The 17,154-nt window shown below is 43.8% G+C and carries 15 protein-coding genes and 1 tRNA gene; all 16 read right to left on the bottom strand.

Features of this window, described 5'->3' with window-relative positions; all coding sequences use genetic code 11:
- Window position 1: 1 nt before the first annotated feature.
- Window positions 2-1,450, bottom strand: coding sequence for a vWA domain-containing protein (locus tag G586_RS23155; RefSeq protein WP_051204807.1), 1,449 nt, complete (start codon window positions 1,448-1,450; stop codon window positions 2-4).
- 17 nt (window positions 1,451-1,467) lie between these two features.
- Window positions 1,468-2,496 carry a leucine-rich repeat protein gene (locus G586_RS25085; protein ID WP_051204806.1) on the bottom strand — a complete coding sequence of 343 codons (1,029 nt, stop codon included), beginning with the start codon at window positions 2,494-2,496 and terminating at the stop codon, window positions 1,468-1,470.
- Between the two features lie 130 nt (window positions 2,497-2,626).
- Window positions 2,627-3,418: an ABC transporter ATP-binding protein gene (locus G586_RS0113715; RefSeq protein WP_026528221.1), complete on the bottom strand. Its 792-nt coding sequence runs from the start codon at window positions 3,416-3,418 to the stop codon at window positions 2,627-2,629.
- An 11-nt stretch (window positions 3,419-3,429) separates the two neighbouring features.
- Window positions 3,430-4,311: an ABC transporter permease gene (locus G586_RS0113710; protein WP_026528220.1), complete on the bottom strand. Its 882-nt coding sequence runs from the start codon at window positions 4,309-4,311 to the stop codon at window positions 3,430-3,432.
- Window positions 4,312-4,432: 121 nt separating this feature from the next.
- Window positions 4,433-5,563 carry an ABC transporter substrate-binding protein gene (locus G586_RS23145; protein ID WP_035773363.1) on the bottom strand — a complete coding sequence of 377 codons (1,131 nt, stop codon included), beginning with the start codon at window positions 5,561-5,563 and terminating at the stop codon, window positions 4,433-4,435.
- A gap of 274 nt (window positions 5,564-5,837) precedes the next feature.
- Window positions 5,838-6,329 carry a dihydrofolate reductase gene (locus tag G586_RS0113700; protein ID WP_026528219.1) on the bottom strand — a complete coding sequence of 164 codons (492 nt, stop codon included), beginning with the start codon at window positions 6,327-6,329 and terminating at the stop codon, window positions 5,838-5,840.
- 69 nt (window positions 6,330-6,398) lie between these two features.
- Window positions 6,399-7,250, bottom strand: coding sequence for a thymidylate synthase (gene thyA, locus G586_RS0113695; protein ID WP_026528218.1), 852 nt, complete (start codon window positions 7,248-7,250; stop codon window positions 6,399-6,401).
- 14 nt (window positions 7,251-7,264) lie between these two features.
- Window positions 7,265-8,542 (bottom strand): leucine-rich repeat protein, encoded by a 1,278-nt coding sequence (locus G586_RS0113690; protein WP_026528217.1) that lies wholly within the window; start codon window positions 8,540-8,542, stop codon window positions 7,265-7,267.
- A 71-nt stretch (window positions 8,543-8,613) separates the two neighbouring features.
- Window positions 8,614-10,209 carry an MBL fold metallo-hydrolase RNA specificity domain-containing protein gene (locus G586_RS0113685; RefSeq protein WP_026528216.1) on the bottom strand — a complete coding sequence of 532 codons (1,596 nt, stop codon included), beginning with the start codon at window positions 10,207-10,209 and terminating at the stop codon, window positions 8,614-8,616.
- 97 nt (window positions 10,210-10,306) lie between these two features.
- Window positions 10,307-10,999: a YczE/YyaS/YitT family protein gene (locus G586_RS0113680; RefSeq protein WP_026528215.1), complete on the bottom strand. Its 693-nt coding sequence runs from the start codon at window positions 10,997-10,999 to the stop codon at window positions 10,307-10,309.
- Between the two features lie 297 nt (window positions 11,000-11,296).
- Window positions 11,297-11,378 (bottom strand) — tRNA-Leu (locus tag G586_RS0113675).
- 47 nt (window positions 11,379-11,425) lie between these two features.
- Window positions 11,426-12,217 carry an Ltp family lipoprotein gene (locus tag G586_RS0113670; protein WP_026528214.1) on the bottom strand — a complete coding sequence of 264 codons (792 nt, stop codon included), beginning with the start codon at window positions 12,215-12,217 and terminating at the stop codon, window positions 11,426-11,428.
- Window positions 12,218-12,396: 179 nt separating this feature from the next.
- The gene (locus G586_RS0113665) at window positions 12,397-13,851 is read right to left on the bottom strand and encodes a M20 family metallopeptidase (RefSeq protein WP_026528213.1); all 1,455 of its coding nucleotides are present in this window, start codon (window positions 13,849-13,851) and stop codon (window positions 12,397-12,399) included.
- A 272-nt stretch (window positions 13,852-14,123) separates the two neighbouring features.
- Entirely contained in the window at window positions 14,124-14,900 is a 777-nt protein-coding gene (locus G586_RS0113660; protein ID WP_026528212.1) for an amino acid ABC transporter ATP-binding protein, read from the bottom strand.
- On the bottom strand, window positions 14,884-15,672 hold the full coding sequence (locus tag G586_RS0113655) for an amino acid ABC transporter permease (protein ID WP_026528211.1): 789 nt from the start codon (window positions 15,670-15,672) through the stop codon (window positions 14,884-14,886). Before G586_RS0113655 ends, G586_RS0113660 begins: the two co-directional genes overlap by 17 nt.
- 194 nt (window positions 15,673-15,866) lie before the next feature.
- Window positions 15,867-16,712 (bottom strand): transporter substrate-binding domain-containing protein, encoded by an 846-nt coding sequence (locus G586_RS23140; RefSeq protein ID WP_035773361.1) that lies wholly within the window; start codon window positions 16,710-16,712, stop codon window positions 15,867-15,869.
- Window positions 16,713-17,154 lie beyond the last annotated feature (442 nt).

Genomic DNA, 17,154 nt, shown 5'->3' with positions numbered 1-17,154 from the left:
CCTAAATATACAATTGAATCGCCCAGTTAGGCATTTTATCAGCGCCGGTCTCCTTATCTGAAGGATACACGAACGCCGTATCATAATCTGTTGGATTCTCCGGATAATCTCCAAAGCCATCCGTAAAGTACATTAGTCCTCGAAGGTGCTTTAGCTCTCCTTTTTTCCTAAGATCGTCAACATATGAAAAAACCGGTCTGAAATCTGTTCCATAGCCTCCGGATATCTCAAACTTCTCGGCATATTTTTCCATATCCTCAGGATGATTGATTATGAGATCGTTCTGAATCTTATTATCACATTCTATGATATGAACGTGTATCTCCCTGAAGAAATTCTCGCTCTGCCGAAGGATCCCCGCGGTCTCGTTGAGGAAAGTCTGCACAAGCTCATCAGAGCATGAAGCCGAGGTATCAATAGCTATCACCAGTTCATCGACCTTGTGGGTCTCACTGTACTCATTTTCCTCTATAAGTGGCATGTTACCATATATCTCTATGCCGTAGTTATATAATCCATAATCAAAGGAATCGGGGTCTATCCTTATCTCTTCTCTCACAACAGCTATCTGATTAAGAAAATCGGTAAAGTAGACTTTTTCCTGCGTCTCGGCTTTAAGATAGAATTTAAGGCTTCCGGATTCGGAGCTCTTCTCGTCTCCAAGACTTGCGATGTCATTCTTTATTCGCTTCGCTGTATTTTTCCAGGCTTCTTCTATTTCCTTCTTATTAGCACGGCGCATACGAAGCTGCATCTGCATGTCGATATCCGGCTTATTCTCCTGCTCTCTGGCGTCGTCCTTCTTATCCTCAAGGCGGTCCCAAAAGCCATGGTCATCCAGCTTAAATTCCCTGACAAGGCGGTTCCAGGTATCCTCGGTTATGACTTCTTCATTCTGCGCCTTTGTATCCTCAGGTTGATTTTGACTCTGTAAGTCTTTTTCTTCCAAAACGCTCTGAACTGAAGTATCAGCCATCAGCCACTCGCAGTGTTCCTCAAAATACCTGTATAGCTTCTCCGCGGTCAGGACCTTAAGCTCATTCTCAAGTCTCTCATACCACCGCTCCCTAAGGTCTGAACTCACTCTGTAGATACACTGATAATCCATGGTATCCAGGATATGCTCTACTGCTATGTCGCAGGATAAATCCCACAGCTCTGTATCCGGATACTTATCGGCCGCATACATATGCCTGAACATGCAATGCATCAGCATATGAAGATAGGTCCTATTCATCTTCGACGGATCTTCCACGTAGGTCTTAAAGACATAATTCGGATTATAAAGTACGCTGACCGCATCAGTACCGACAGATGTGGTGGACATGTCACGTCTGATCTCAAGCATAGATAGGGCAGGCGCCATGAACCTCATGGACAAAAGAAGCTCCGTCTTTACGCTGTTCCATATTTGATTGCCTAGATTTTCTAACTGTTCATTATTTCCCATTCACATTAACTCATTCTTCAAAAATCAAGTTCAAGCATGTTGTCATCATCTTTTGTGACACCATTGTCACCATCTTTTTGCAAATATTTGTCACTTTCTGCATAGTCCATCAGCATACTAACTATTGCGGTGATGCCCATGTCAGCAGCTATATGTGCTAATTCCCTCGCATCTGACTTATCAAGAAGTTCTCTCTTCAAATAAAAGTCTATATGCTCTTCTATATCATCCATGAACTCATTAAAGGTCCCTAGATCCTTGCCGGTTGCTCTGTCTGTATTCTTGACTATCTTAGTCAAATTCTTCAAAGCCTTATTTTTTAGCCAGTTTTCATAAGTAATTCTGGCCTCATCCGATAGTTCATAAGGCTCCAGAAGTCTTGCTATGGCTATCATCTCAGCGGTCCCTCTGTCATCCGCTGAAACTTTCGAAAACAGATTATCATATTCTCTGAAATTAATCTGATCTGATTTTACGACTTCTCTGTAAGCATAGCCGGTACCTTCAATAGCAAACTGAATGGTCCTTGCCATGGTGTTTTCCACAAAATCATAGTTAAATCCCGGGAATACCACAAGGGCTTCGCCGCCCGGCATATGAATTCTGAAGGTAAGTCTTCTGTCATTGTCCTCCAAAATTCGACGGATTATAAAGGGTTTGCCACGCTTTAAATCCACCTCTATTTCGCAGAGGCTCTCACACTGCCTTGTTCCTCCGTCAAGATATTCCTCAATACTGTCCGTGAGAGATATCTTCCTAAGCTTACCGCAATTGTGGAAGGCAAAGCCAAGAACCGTATGGATTGAATCCGGGATTACGACCTCCTCCAAATCTTTTCGTGAGGAAAACGCATGATTGCCGATAATTCTGACCGGAAATACCTGCCCAGCACCACGACCAACACTCTCTGCATCAGATAGCTCCACGTCTGAATCTATATTTATACATCCTTCATCGGGGATCACAAGCTTTTTACAGGGACCTTCAAATCCCTTAACCGTAATATAGGGATCTCCTTTTTCTGTTACTTCAAAAATAAAACTCATATCATACTCCGCAAACCGAGTCTACATACTCGAATATTTCCGCAAAATCTATAGACAGTTTACCACAATACGCAAAAAGCCGCATCAACACTGTCACCAGTGCCGATGCGGCATATATTCTGTATCTTATTTATGAAAGCACCATAGCGTCATTTACTTCGTCATTTCCGGCTTCCTCGAACTTCTGGAGAAGGTCTGCAACCTTGAGGTTCTTCTTCTCCTCTCCGGATACGTCGTAGATGATCCTGCCTTCGCTCATCATGATAAGTCTGTTGCCGTGAGCAATAGCGTCCTTCATGTTGTGAGTTACCATAAGAGCTGTAAGGCCGTGCTCCTTGATGATGTTCTCAGATATCTCAAGAACCTTCTTAGCGGTCTTGGGATCAAGAGCAGCTGTGTGCTCGTCAAGAAGGAGAAGATCAGGCTTTTTAAGAGATGCCATAAGAAGTGTAACTGCCTGTCTCTGTCCACCTGACAGAAGACCAACCTTACTTGTGAGGCGATCCTCAAGTCCAAGGTCAAGAGACTTTAAAAGCTCCTTGTACTGTGCTCTCTCGGAGTTGTTGATTCCACTCTTAAGGCCTCTGCTCTGTCCACGTCTTGCTGCAAGAGCAAGGTTCTCCTCGATCTGCATTGTTGCAGCGGTTCCCATCATAGGATCCTGGAAAACACGTCCGATATACTTAGCTCTCTTATATTCAGGGAGCTTTGTGATATCATGACCGTTCAGTACAATGCTTCCCTCGTCTATGGGCCATACACCCGCAACCGCATTAAGGATTGTAGACTTACCTGCTCCGTTACCACCGATAACGGTTACGAAATCACCATCATTCAATGTAAGATTCACTCCGTTAAGAGCCACTCTCTCATTGATTGTGCCTTTATTAAAAATTTTAACCAGATTCTTAATCTCTAACATAATTCCGCTCCTTATCTCTGTTTAACCTTGATTCCAAGATATCCCTGAATAGCGGGGATTCCAAGGAATACTGCTACAAGAACTGCACTCAGGAGCTTGAGGTAAGTTGAAGGAAGTCCAAGCTGAAGAACTACAGCAATAACGATGTAATAGATGATCGCACCGCAAACTGAAACTCCCATTCTTACTGCAAAATTATGTCTTGAACCGAAAATAACTTCGCCTATGATAACAGCAGCAAGTCCGATTACGATAGCACCACGACCTGCGTTGACATCCGCATTACCCTGATACTGTGCATAGAGTCCGCCGGCAAAAGCTGTAAGTCCGTTACTTACAACAAGACCGATTCTGATGCAACGGCCTGTGTTGATACCCTGGGCTCTGGCCATGTTCTGGTTACAACCGGTAGCACGGATAGCTGAACCAATTTCGCTTCCAAAGAACATATACAGAAGGAAAATAATGACAGCTACTATGATCACGCTCATGATGATTGAGTAGTTAATAAATCTGAGGCTGACGATAAGAGCATACTGATCTACACTGATTGCCTGATTGGATTTTCCCATAATAGCAAGATTTATCGAATACAAGCCAAGCTGTGTAAGAATTCCTGAAAGTATCGGCGGAATTTTCAGCATTGTATGCAGAAGTCCGGTTACATATCCCGCACACATTCCTGCAATAAAGGCGCATATAAGCGCTACATAAACGCTCTGCCCTGAGAGCATCAGCATTACGCAGGTAGCTCCACCTGTACAGAATGATCCATCAACTGTCATATCTGCGTAATCAAGTACCTTGAATGTGAGAAAAACACTGATAGCCAGGATTCCCCAGATAAGTCCCTGGGCAACTGAGCCCGGCAGTGCATGTAATAGTGAGATCATGATATTACTCCTTAGTCTGTTTTAATACAAAGCCGAAAACTCACGGCTTTTCTTACATAATACGAAGGTGTCCAATAACCCGACACCTTCGTCTCCAAAACATTTTGATTTAACAGGCAGATCACTCTGACATATCGATAGCTGTAAGTCCATCAAGAAGGCTCTCGTCAAACTCGATAGCTTCAACTGTCTCAGGGTTGTACTCACCTGTGATACCGCCGTAAACAACGGGCATCTCTGCAGGATTCTTGCCATTTACAAGGATATCGAAAGCCTGCTCGCCTGCTGCCTTACCAAGTTCGTAGTAATCGATACTGAGTGTAGCAAGACCGCCGTTCTTACACATGTTCTCTTCACCGCAGATGATGGGAAGCTTCTCGGGCCAAGCTGCATTCTTAACGATTGACATGTTATCAGCGATTGTGTTGTCTGTAGGAATGTACAGGCAGTCACAATTTGAAATAGCGTTAGTAACAACTGACTGAATCTCGTTGGAATCAGCTACTGTGTACTCCTTGTGAGCGATACCTGCTGCATCAAGAGCCTCGGCTGCAAGGTCAACCTGGAACTTGGAGTTAGCCTCTGATGAGCAGTAAAGAATACCTACCTGCTTAACCTCAGGAACGAGCTTCTGAAGAAGTGCGATCTGCTCATCGATAGGAGCGAAATCTGATGCACCTGTTACGTTTGTTCCGGGAGCATCGTTAGCCTTAACAACGCCTGCAGAAACAAAGTCTGTTACTGAAGTTCCGATGATCGGAATATCACCTGTAGCTGCTGCAACTGCCTGAAGTGCAGGTGTTGCGTTTGCCATGATAAGGTCATCTTTGTCATTTACGAATTTAGTTGCGATGGTAGCGCAGTTAGCCTGCTCACCCTGTGCATTCTGATAGTCGAATTCAACTTCATATCCGGCAGCACCAAGGGCATCCTCAAGTCCCTCTTCAAAGCCCTTAGTTGCAGCATCAAGAGCGGGATGCTCAACAAGCTGGATAACACCTACATGGAATGTCTTACCCTTGCTCTCCTGATCTTCTGCAGTATCCTCTGCAGCCTCTTCCTCTGTGCCCTCTTCTGCTTCTTCTGTGCTCTCCTCAGCCTCGGCTTCTTCCTCAACCTCTTCAACAGCCTCTTCTGCAGTATCCTCTGCTTCCTGAGCCGGCTGAGTATTGCCACCTGCTGTACGAGCACAGCCTGTCATGCTGAAAATCATTGCACCGCTGAGAATAGCGGCAAGAATCTTCTTTTTCATACTGAATCCTCCTCTTTATGTTCGCGTTTTTCGCTTTCATGATTTAGCACTTTTACGCTTTTACATTTTGACGCTTTAAACCGCAAAAGTAAATATTTATAATAATAGCGCAAACCTTAAAATTGGTCAATGTTTTTTAAGATTCGCGCTACCCCTCATCCGTCAGCTTCGCTGACACCTTCTCCCCCCAGGAGAAGGCTTCATAACATTATACTGCTTCATTTATTGAGTTAAATCTACTTACAATAAGATAAATCTCTAATGAAATAAGTTCTTACTTAACTCTCTTATAAGTGCGGAATGTATATGTTGTATCGAAGTAGGCCTGCTCCTCGCTCTCCTCTACAAGCTCCCACTCCGGATCCGCATCAAGATTAGTGAAAAATCTGTCCGCTTCAAAGGTTCTGTCGATCTTGGTCACAATGCAGGTATCGCACATGGGAAGAAGCTCCTCATACACCTTGGCTCCGCCGATGCAGTACACGATGTCTGTATCATACTCAGCGATTGCATCCTTGAGCTCATCGAGGTTGTGAACAACAGTGGCGTTCTTAACCTCATAATTAGGGTTAGTGGAAAGAATTATGTTTTTTCTTCCCTCAAGAGGCTGCTGCCCGGGAAAAGTCTCAAGGGTCTTTCTTCCGTACACAAGAACCTTGCCCATTGTCTCAGCTCTGAAATTCTTCATGTCATTTGGGATTCTTATAAGGAGCTGTCCCTTATTACCAATTCCCCATTTCTCATCTGCAGATAAAATTATTTTCATTTTTCCTCCAAGAAATTGTCCGTAATACTGCAAATTGCTCCGCCGTGGTGCAGCGGAGCAATTATTGTTTTATACCGCAATCGGAATATTCTTAATCTGTTCTCCGGCAACCTCGTAATTTTCCACGGAGACATCATCCCTTGTGAACTGATAAAAATCATGAACATCGGGATTTAAGTGGAAAGTCGGTGCAGGTTTCGGCTCTCTTTTAATAAGCTCTTTTATAAGATCCACATGTCTGTCATAAATGTGAGCATCCGCGATCACGTGAACAAGCTCACCAACATTCATATCACACACCTGAGCCAGCATATGAACCAGAACTGAGTACTGAACCACATTCCAGTTATTTGCTGCCAGAATGTCCTGTGAGCGCTGATTGAGTATCGCATTAAGAGTCAGCCTGTCATCGCCCTTTTTCTGTGTAACATTGAATGTCATGCTGTATGCACAAGGATAAAGATGCATCTCCGAAAGATCCTGATGTACATACATATTTGTCATGATGCGTCTTGAAAAGGGATTATTTTTAAGATCATAGATCACGCGATCAACCTGGTCAAACATTCCTTCCTTGTACTGATGCTTGATACCCATCTGATAGCCGTAGGCCTTTCCGATAGAACCTGTCTCATCAGCCCATTCATCCCACACATGACTGTGAAGATCATTGATATTATTAGACTTCTGCTGCCATATCCAGAGCATTTCGTCTGTGGCACTCTTAAGTGCGGTTTTGCGAAGAGTCATGATAGGAAACTCCTCGGCAAGATTGTAGCGATTAACAACGCCGAATTTCTTGATCGTATATGCAGGTGTTCCGTCCTCCCAGTGTGGGCGAACCTTCTCTCCTTCAGTACTGGTACCGTTCTCAAGGATATCCTTGCACATATTTATGAAAATCTCATCAGCCTTACTCATAGGTCTCCTCGCATTTAAGAAATCTTATACTTAACTCCTGCAACGATCTTCTTTTTCAGAAGCTTCTTATATTTCTTTCTGATCTTGGTAGTAGGTGTGTAAATTGTTGTCTTCTTGTTTATACCTGAAAATGCTGTTTTTCCGATAGAAGTTACATTTCCGGCTTTGAAGGTGATCTTCTTAAGAGAAGAACATCCATTAAATGCATTAGCACCGATCTTGTTTACGTTCTCACCAACCTCAAGAGTTGTTATAGTCTTATTTCCTGCAAAGGCCTTAGTATCAATCTCTGTAACACGATAATAAGTACCATTGATATTTACAGAAGCAGGAATCTTGACTTTCTTTACGTTCTTCTTCTGACCAAAGCCAAGGAGCTTAACTGTTCCGGAACCATCACCTGCAACCTTTGTGATCTCATACTTATAGCTTGAGATTGCTGTGGGTGTCTTCTTCTTTACTACTTCTGTGTTGATTACTGTATTGGAATAGATAACCTTTGAAGTTGTCACTGTGTGCTCAAGAACAGAGCGGTATCTCTGAATACAGCCAAGTCTTACACGAACACTTTTTGCAGGATAACCAAGTGCTAAAAGATCCGGATCAGTAACTGAAAGTGAGTAGGAAGTAGTACCACCGTTACCGGCCTCTTTAATCTTTGTTGTGTTGTTTCCATAGAGTTCGATCTGGAAAGCGTCAAAAGAGCTAAGTGAGTTATAGGTATTAGCCCTCTGAACGTTGTTCCATGAGAAATTAAGATTTCCGTTCGCATTCTTCATTGTGAAGCCTTCAGCGGCAAAGAACGGAATGTATCTGACACCTAATCTGTTAGTGATCTCAAGCTGTGCATTTGAACCATCATCAGCTTTAAGGCAGATAAAATAAGGCTCATTTTTAGGAAGTCCGCTGAGCGGGAAAAGGATATCAAGTGCTCTTCCGCCATCATTTCTATAGGTTGCACCGGCTCCACCAACGGTAGCCTGATCAATAACGGAACCATATCTGTCTTTGACCTGAGCAGTAAATGTTCCACTAGCAGAATTATCGATAACGATTGATTCAAGACTTACAAGATAAACACCGCCGTCCTTATCACTGGTGTTGAACTTGTAGTAGTAATCTCTTCCCTCGATAATGTGCTCTTCATAATAAGTGTTACCAAAATCGAGCATTGCAGCCTGTTCCTGAGTGTCATAGCCTCGGATCGGATCACCTGTCCAAGCCTTAGCTGTCATCGGAACTGCAACTGCAAACAGAGCGCATGTAAGCGCCGCAATTATTCCTTTTTTCATACCATTCACCTCTCTAAAAAAATCTTGCTCCCCTCATAGATGCGTTACATACCAACAATTAAGTTTACCACCTATTCCCACTTATCGCAAAGTGCGATAATCTGATCGGCAAACTTGGCCTTATCCTTATTGGTCATTCCCTCGCTCCTTGCAATGATTGCAACAAGTCTTGCACCTGCTGCCTTAAGTCTTGTAAATACATCAGAAACTTTGGCTGTCTTTCTGAGTGCTTCCTTCGGAATGCCTTCTTTGATGATCTGTCCCGATATAAGATCAAACTCTGTTCCGCTATAAGGAGCGTATGTACTAAAGCCATGCTCCTCTCTTAGACAATTTGCAAAAGATGTACATACCGAATCCTCGCCGTGAACAAGGAATACCTTCTTAGGTCTCTCGGTAAAGCCCTCAATCCAGTGAATCAGTCCGCCCTTATCAGCATGACCGGAAAGTCCGGTAATTTTGCATATCTCAGCCCGAATATCAACCTCTTCACCAAAGAGCTTTATCTTATCAGCGCCGTCTATAATAGCTCGTCCTGTGGTTCCCACAGACTGATATCCCACAAACAGAATAGTGGATTCAGGTCTCCATAGATTATGCTTCAGATGATGCCTGATTCTTCCGGCTTCACACATACCCGATGCCGAGATGATAACCTTCGGAGTATCCTCCTCATTTATAGCCCTCGACTCCTCTGTGGTGATCGCAAGATTTAGTCCCGGGAATGAAATGGGGTTGATATGCTTTTTAACAAGCTCCATGGCTTCCTCGTCATAGCACTCCATGGCATGCTCCGTGAAAACCTCGGTAGCTTCAACAGCCATCGGTGAATCCACGTAAACAGGGAAATCATCGACAGCGGTTACAAGATGCTCCTTTTTAATAGTCCTGAGGAAATACAGCATCTCCTGAGCACGTCCTACAGCAAAGGACGGAATAACCACGTTTCCGCCTCTTGCAAAGGTCCTGTTGAGGATTTCCGTCAGCTCTGCGATATAATCAGGCTTCTCCTCACCGTGATATCTGTCGCCATAGGTGGACTCCATGACCACATAATCCGCCGTTGTGGTGAGCGCAGGATCCTTAATAATAGGCTGATCGTTATTGCCGATATCACCTGAAAATACTATCTTTTTCTCTACATTCTTCTCGGTTGCCCACACCTCTATGCTGGCAGAACCCAAAAGATGTCCGATATCGGTAAATCTGATCTGAACACCCTCGCAGACATCAATCTTCTTGCCATACTCACAGGGAATGATATGTCTTAAGGTGTTGTCAGCGTCCTCCATGGTGTACAGAGGCTCAATCTGCTTAATATCCTTATTTCTCTTACCCTTGCGGCTTCTCCACTCAGCTTCCTGCATCTGAATGTGCGCACAATCACGCAGCATGATACTGCATAGATCCGCTGTAGGTCTTGTCATATAAATTTTGCCGCGAAAACCTCTCGCATATAAAAGGGGAAGATTTCCTGAATGATCCACATGAGCATGCGTCAGAAAAACATAATCGATCTCGGCCGCACTTACAGGAATTTCCACATGTTCAAAAGAAATATGTCCCTGCTCCATGCCGTAATCAACAAGAATGTGTTTGTCACCAACCTCTAAATAATGGCAGCTCCCAGTAACTTCATGGTCTGCACCGATGAAACAAAGCTTCATAGGCACCTCCTAAAATGTTGATATATTTATTTTACCATTTTATCCCCACTATGAATTCAAATATTTTTAGCTAACCTTCAATCTCAGACTTCTCTTATCATGCGGCTTTTTTATTTACAAACACCTTAAATGAATCCGCAAGATGCTGATGATGAACACTGGTAGCATCGAATTTCACCGTAGCAAATGCCATCTGCATAATAGGACCTGTAGCAAATGCACAGATAAGAGTTCCGATTCCCACAGGGCCTCCAAGAAGCCATCCGATAAAGGTTGCAAGACTAAGAAGTGTAATGCTGACAATTCCTATCGGAATATTCTTTGCTCTCTTTGCAAGTGCCACAAGAAGCGTATCTCTCGGTCCGCATCCAAGGGATGCACTCATATAGGTGTACTGCGTATATGCCATGATTATAAGCCCGATAATCATTACCAGAACCCCTTCCATCATCGAATCACGCTTTGGCACAACATCCATTTTATTGAAAAAATCCACCGCCTTACCTACAACAAATGCGTCAATAAACATCGCAATTCCAATAGGCTCCTTAAACGCAATATCTATTCCCAGAATCGCATAGGAAATTGCAACCGATGCCGTACCATACAAAATCCCAAAGGTATTCGACACCCCAAGATTAAGCACATCCCACGGCCCTGCGCCTATATTAGCCTGGATTGTAAGGTACACCCCAAATCCATTCGCCACAAGACTCACCGCCGCAATGAGCATATTCATAACAATCGCACTTGATGTGCGGTTTTCCTTCAACTTACTATTTCCAAACATTACTCTTTCTCTCTTAAAACAAAAATTTCACCCTATACTATAAGCATTCTTTCTTAATATGTCTATCTTCTGCATAAATCAAAATGGGTATGGCATATAACTTTATACCAAAAAGTAGTGTGCTCGTGCAGAAGATGGGGTGAGGCGGATAAAGAAAAAGGTCCGGGGGACCTTTTTCCCGCCGAACCGACCGACGAAGCAGCTATGCTGCGAGGAGACCTTGAACCCTTGGGTTCAAGGGGCTCCTCGGCATAAATCAAAATGGGTATGGCAATCTGCCATACCCATTTTAATTTATGCAGAAGATGGGACTTGAACCCACACGCCTTGCGGCACAGGAACCTAAATCCTGCATGTCTGCCAATTCCATCACTTCTGCCAACTGTTCTAATATACAGTTTTATCCTCTCTTAGTCAATGCTGTTTTTATTCAAGACCAAGCGTATCAGCCGCAAACTCTGCTTCCTTCTGTGTATATGCCTGAGCACCTGTAGTGAGCAGATGAATAAGCTGCTTCCTGTTATAGGAATAAATCTCCAGAAGATCCTCACCTGCCTTCACAGCCTGCGCATACCAGTCCACAAGACCATTCTCCTCCATATAGTCAAGAGCATGATTGGCCTCATCATAGGTATACTGTGCATCTTTTCCTTCAGCCAGAGAATCAAAGAGCATCTGCCTTGAAAAACTCGTCATGCTAAGGCAGAACAGCGCATCATCAACCGCGCGGCACTCATTCTCCGTAAGATCTCCATACTGAGTAAACTCAAATGAAGGCAACTCTGCAGCAAGAGGAGTTTCATCATCAAGAATGGTTTCAGCACCATCCAGTGAAGCACTCTCAGGAATATCTACCTCATCATCCGTGTATACTTCATCCGGTCTGCCAAGGAAATTACTTCCCATCTCTGCATCAGGCTTAGTATTATCCTTAGATCTAAGATTTCCTCTCGCAGTTGTAATTCCGAGAACTAATAACATAACAGCAAGGCCTGTAAACAGAACTCCCAATCCCGAAATCAGGGCAATTGAAAGCTTATTATCTGGTTTCTTTTTTTCAATCTTTGCTTCCAGTGTGACACGTTTTGCAGGAGCTTCTGCTTTATGATGGGTGCCTATTACCGAACCACAGTAATTGCATCTTGCAAAATCCTGCCCCTCTTCTTTAAATAAATCAGCATCACAACTCGGACATTTACCAACAAAAACCTTTGACATAACCGTTCCCTCCGCAAAACCTAATGTGCCGCTCACGGTTCACATAGAACCATCATCGCGTCAGTACACTACTTACAGGTTCCCCTCATAAATAATATATAATATCTGCATCATATAGCAACACATTTATGTCTGAAAAATAAGATGCCATAACGCTTCCCCATCAGCGCTTTACCTCATCATATTTCCGCGATCGCATCAGCCGGTATTGGGCATACATAGCCCTCTTTTGTCCGTTCTATGAACTCCGCTTTTGCTTCGTTTAAAAGATCCTCATTTTCAAACAGATCAATTGCCGTTGCGCAGAGAACCTTTCCCGCATGAACAGCAGCCTTGTGGCCTATTTCAGTTCTGGCACATGCAACGTTCTGCCAGCTGTGTCCCGGGCATCCGTTTGGCCATGCAGCCACATGTATCTGCATTGTAGGGCAGTTCCAGCTCACATCTCCCACATCCGTGGATGAAGGTTCAAAAGCATCTCCCATAAAATGCGGAAGAAGAAAATCATTCATTCCCTGTGGCGTGCACATTTTACTAACTTTATCCGCATAATCGGTATCCGCGCCTGAACCCACTCCCGGAACAGAGCCTGCTCCGTCGAAGGTCATCGCCAGCTTTCCGGCATACTCAAGCTCTTCTTCAGAATGCGAAGGTACGCCAAGCTCCTCAAAATTCCTGTAGGCCACTTTTTCCAAGGTGCGGTTAGTAACTGTATCGGATAATCCATCCACAAACTTCCTATCAAAGGTCGTCTCTGTCATCAGTGCAGCGCCTTCAGCTATCTTGCCAACTCGCTTCTGAAGTTCCACGGCCTCGGCAATGTGATTGGATCTGACCATATAAAGAACCTGTGCTCTTGGCTGTACCACATTGGGGCTTACTCCGCCGGCATCAGTTATCGCATAGTGAACCCTTGCGCGCTCACTCATATGCTCACGTAAAAACTGAACCCCGATGTTCATAAGCTCCACGGCATCAAGCGCACTTCTGCCCTTTTCAGGAGCTCCTGAAGCATGAGAAGCTATTCCATGAAAAGTGTACTGAACCTGAATGCATGAGTTGGAAGAACCTGTCACGACCTCATTGCAGTCTGCGGGATGCCAGGTAAGTGCAGCATCCAGTTTATCCCACTCGCCATCACGCGCCATGAAAGCCTTGGAGGCGCATCCCTCTTCTCCAGGGCAGCCATAAAGAATAACAGTGCCGCAGCCTTTTGAAGAACCACTATCCGATTCTTCTTTCGTCCTATCTTCAAGATACTTCTTTATACCAATAGCTGCTGCCAAGGCACCTGCCCCAAGAAGATTATGTCCACAGCCATGGCCACTTCCTCCCTGCTCTAAAGGCTTTTCCAAAAGAGCGCCGCCCTCCTGTGAGAGCCCCGAAAGAGCATCGTACTCAGCAAGAATTCCTATGACCGGTTTCCCGCTTCCAAAGCTTGCAGAAAAAGCAGTGGGAATATTACAGATTCCCTTTTCCACCGCAAAGCCCTCCTCTTCAAGGACCTTGCAGTAGAGATCGCAGGATTTGTATTCCTGCAGTGAGATTTCCGCATATTCCCAGATTTTGTCTGCGACATCGCAGATAATGTCGCGCTTGTTTTCGATTTCCAAAATTGCTATATCTTTTTTCACTGACACCCTCATCCGTCAGCTTCGCTGACACCTTCCCCCAAAGGGGGAAGGCTTATGATAATTCTTATTTAGCTGCCACCTTCTCCAAAAGGGGAAGGCTTATGATAATTCTTATTTAGCTGACACCTTCTCCAAAAGGGGAAGGCTTATGATAATTCTTATTTAGCTGCCACCTTCTCCAAAAGGGGAAGGCTTATGATAATTCTTATTTAGCTGACACCTTCTCCAAAAGGGGAAGGCTTATGATAATTCTTATCTATATCTCTCACAAATTACAGTACCTTGCTCAAAAACTCCTGAAGCCTTGGGTGCTTTGGATGTTCGAAAATTTCATCGGGAGTCCCCTGCTCCAGCAGTTTTCCGTCAGCCATAAAGAGCACACGGTTTCCAACCTCTTTGGCAAAGCCCATCTCATGAGTAACCACGACCATGGTCATCCCCTCACCGGCGAGTTCCTTCATAACGTCAAGAACCTCACCTACCATCTCAGGGTCCAGCGCTGATGTGGGCTCATCGAAAAGCATAACCTCAGGGTCCATCATAAGTGCTCTTACAATTGCAATACGCTGCTTCTGACCACCGGAGAGCTGAATAGGATATGCATCAGCCCTGTCCGCAAGGCCAACTCTCGAAAGAAGCTCCATTGCCTTTTTCTTGGCTTCATCCTCAGGCATATTCTTAACCTTCATAGGAGCAAGAATCATGTTTTCCATAATAGTCTTATGCGGGAAAAGATTGAAATGCTGGAATACCATACCCATCTTCTGTCTGTGAACATCGATATCAAGCTTTACCCACTTGCCGTTCTCATCCCTATATTTTTTCTTGGTTATATCCACATTATCAAAAAGGATTGCTCCTCCTGTGGGCTCCTCAAGTAGATTGAGGGAACGGAGGAATGTGGACTTTCCACTTCCGGAGGGTCCGATAACAACCATAACGTCACCTCTGTCAATGTCTACCGTCACACCATCAAGAGCCTTGATTTTGCCGAAATTATAATGTTTTTCAAGGTCAACAACCTTTATAAGCTTATCTCCTGTCGCCACGGCTCATCCTCCTTTCAAAATATGCAATGATCTTACTTGTAGGGAAGCACAGGCAGAAGTAGATCGCCGTAGCCACAAGCAGAGGCTCAATGATGATGAATGTTGCTCCACGAACAGCATTAACCGCTGACATGATATCCTGCACACCGATTGTATAGGTGATAGCCGACTCCTTGATGATAACAACAAACTCGTTAGCAATAGCAGGAAGGATATTTTTAATAGCCTGCGGAAGAATGATGTATTTCATATTCTGATACTGGCTCATACCAAGAGATCTTGCTGCCTCAGTCTGACCACCATCAATTGACTGAATTCCTGATCTCATGATCTCGCAGAGGTAAGCTCCTGAGTTCATACCAAGGGCAACCACACCCGGGAAAAATCTTTCAAATTTAATAAATCCCAAAAATGTGAAGCTTGGCAGTTTTATAAGTGCACCGAATACTCCGTAGTAAATAATCGCAACCTGTACAATAACAGGGGTTGATCGCAGTATCTCAACATATGCTGTTGCAAGAAAACCAAGGGGATTGAATTTTCCCAGTGTAACACCAAGTCCTCTCTCCCTCTGATGTCCTTCCTTATCAAGTCCAAGGAAAGCCAGGGGATAGAACCTTGACATTCTCATGGATGATAGTATTAATGCAAGCACGAAACCAATTGCCACAGTAAAAACCGAAAGCATAACGGTAACGAGCATTCCCTGCCAAAACAGGCTGGTATACGCTGAGATCTTCGAAAAATTCTCAATCTGAATAAAGCTGTCCATAACTTATTCTCTCTCCATTTTTTTGGTATTTGCAAAAGCTTCGCCTCCACAATTATCATTCTATCATAAAAATGAACTCGGTAATGCAAGGATTGCCGAGTTCATTCATATGTCCTATGTGAAGTTCTGCTCTCAGGCTTCGCCTTCGTCAGAACTAAGTAGTACACTAAGCTCGAAAAGACCTCGCTAAGTGATTACTGATCAAGGAGACCTTCGATGATCTCACCACTAGCCTGTTCGTTAGCTGTTGCAACGAACTCATCCATTTTTCCTTCTGACTTCGCCTTAGCGATAGCCTCGTTAACTGCTGCCTTAAGTGCATCGTTTCCTTTGCTTACACCAATTGCAGAGCCCTCTGCTCCATCGTAGGGAACTTCAAGTACTACGCAAAGCTCAGGATAGTTCTTAGCATAGCTCTCAGCAACGGCTGTCTCAATATAAGCACCATCAAGCTTGCCTGCAAGGATTTCAGCAATGATATCCGTAACCTTGGTGAGCTGAATAATTTCAGCATCAGGGCTGTTAGCCTGTGCAAGGTCAACCTGGATAGATCCTGTCTGGGCACCAACCTCAAGGTCAGAACCGTTCACGTCCTCAAGGCTTGCGAACTTATCTTTGTTTGACTGAAGGCATACGAATGACTGACCACCTTCATAATAAATGTCTGAGAAATCCATGATTGACTCACGCTTCGGATCAGGTGAAAGTCCTGCAACACCAATATCAACTGCCTTTGTCTGAAGCTCCATAAGAACACCATCAAAATCAACAGGAACAACTTCAAGCTCAAGTCCCATATAATCAGCAATATACTCAGCAAGTGCAATATCAAAACCTGCAAGCTTGGGTGTTCCGTTCTCATCTACTGCATAGAATTCATAAGGTGCAAAATCAGGTGAAGTTGCTACTGTAAGCTTACCTGCTGTAACTGTTGAAATCTCTGATGAAGTACTGCCTGCCTCCTTAGATGCCCCGCCACAGGCTGTCATGCTTAATGTCATAACTCCGATCATAATAGCTGCTAAAAGTTTCTTCTTCATAATTCCTCCTTCGAAATGAATTTATTCATTATTTCTTGCATATTTATTCATTTATCGTTTGTTTTATACATAATAATACACTTGATGTATTTTATCAACCCTAAATATTAAAAAACATCAAAAATCAAAATATTATTTTTGGGCATGAAAAAAGCGCCTGCATAAGCAAGCGCTCTTCCCATCCTTAATTATTATAGAGGGAACTATATAATAGAGGAAATCATTTGGGACTTTATTGTCTCATATTATGTGTCACAAAAGTGTCACAACGTTTAAGTTCAGTATTTATGCGGTCTCCCAGACCCACTTTGAAACCTTTTTACCAAAAACCGTCAGATAGTTGACATAATTTTCCAAGAGTTGGCTCTGCCCAGCTATACTGATTCATGTATTCTCCCGCAAAACCAGTGTCTTCGCGCTTCCCGGCAAGATAATCAAAATA

The sequence above is a fragment of the Butyrivibrio sp. VCD2006 genome, from assembly GCF_000423925.1.
Lineage (GTDB): Bacteria > Bacillota > Clostridia > Lachnospirales > Lachnospiraceae > Butyrivibrio.
Note: the sequence above shows the minus strand (reverse complement) of the source record. Positions and strands in the feature narration are given on the sequence as shown.

What these genes read in the sequence shown, in the direction of transcription:
- G586_RS0113680 (WP_026528215.1), bottom strand. Translation starts at nt 10,999, where the DNA reads ATGTTTGGAAATAGTAAGTTGAAGGAAAACCGCACATCAAGTGCGATT.
- G586_RS0113685 (WP_026528216.1), bottom strand. Translation starts at nt 10,209, where the DNA reads ATGAAGCTTTGTTTCATCGGTGCAGACCATGAAGTTACTGGGAGCTGC.
- G586_RS0113655 (WP_026528211.1), bottom strand. Translation starts at nt 15,672, where the DNA reads ATGGACAGCTTTATTCAGATTGAGAATTTTTCGAAGATCTCAGCGTAT.
- G586_RS23145 (WP_035773363.1), bottom strand. Translation starts at nt 5,563, where the DNA reads ATGAAAAAGAAGATTCTTGCCGCTATTCTCAGCGGTGCAATGATTTTC.
- G586_RS0113710 (WP_026528220.1), bottom strand. Translation starts at nt 4,311, where the DNA reads ATGATCTCACTATTACATGCACTGCCGGGCTCAGTTGCCCAGGGACTT.
- G586_RS0113670 (WP_026528214.1), bottom strand. Translation starts at nt 12,217, where the DNA reads ATGTCAAAGGTTTTTGTTGGTAAATGTCCGAGTTGTGATGCTGATTTA.
- G586_RS0113690 (WP_026528217.1), bottom strand. Translation starts at nt 8,542, where the DNA reads ATGAAAAAAGGAATAATTGCGGCGCTTACATGCGCTCTGTTTGCAGTT.
- G586_RS0113715 (WP_026528221.1), bottom strand. Translation starts at nt 3,418, where the DNA reads ATGTTAGAGATTAAGAATCTGGTTAAAATTTTTAATAAAGGCACAATC.
- G586_RS25085 (WP_051204806.1), bottom strand. Translation starts at nt 2,496, where the DNA reads ATGAGTTTTATTTTTGAAGTAACAGAAAAAGGAGATCCCTATATTACG.
- G586_RS23140 (WP_035773361.1), bottom strand. Translation starts at nt 16,712, where the DNA reads ATGAAGAAGAAACTTTTAGCAGCTATTATGATCGGAGTTATGACATTA.
- thyA (WP_026528218.1), bottom strand. Translation starts at nt 7,250, where the DNA reads ATGAGTAAGGCTGATGAGATTTTCATAAATATGTGCAAGGATATCCTT.
- G586_RS23155 (WP_051204807.1), bottom strand. Translation starts at nt 1,450, where the DNA reads ATGGGAAATAATGAACAGTTAGAAAATCTAGGCAATCAAATATGGAAC.
- G586_RS0113700 (WP_026528219.1), bottom strand. Translation starts at nt 6,329, where the DNA reads ATGAAAATAATTTTATCTGCAGATGAGAAATGGGGAATTGGTAATAAG.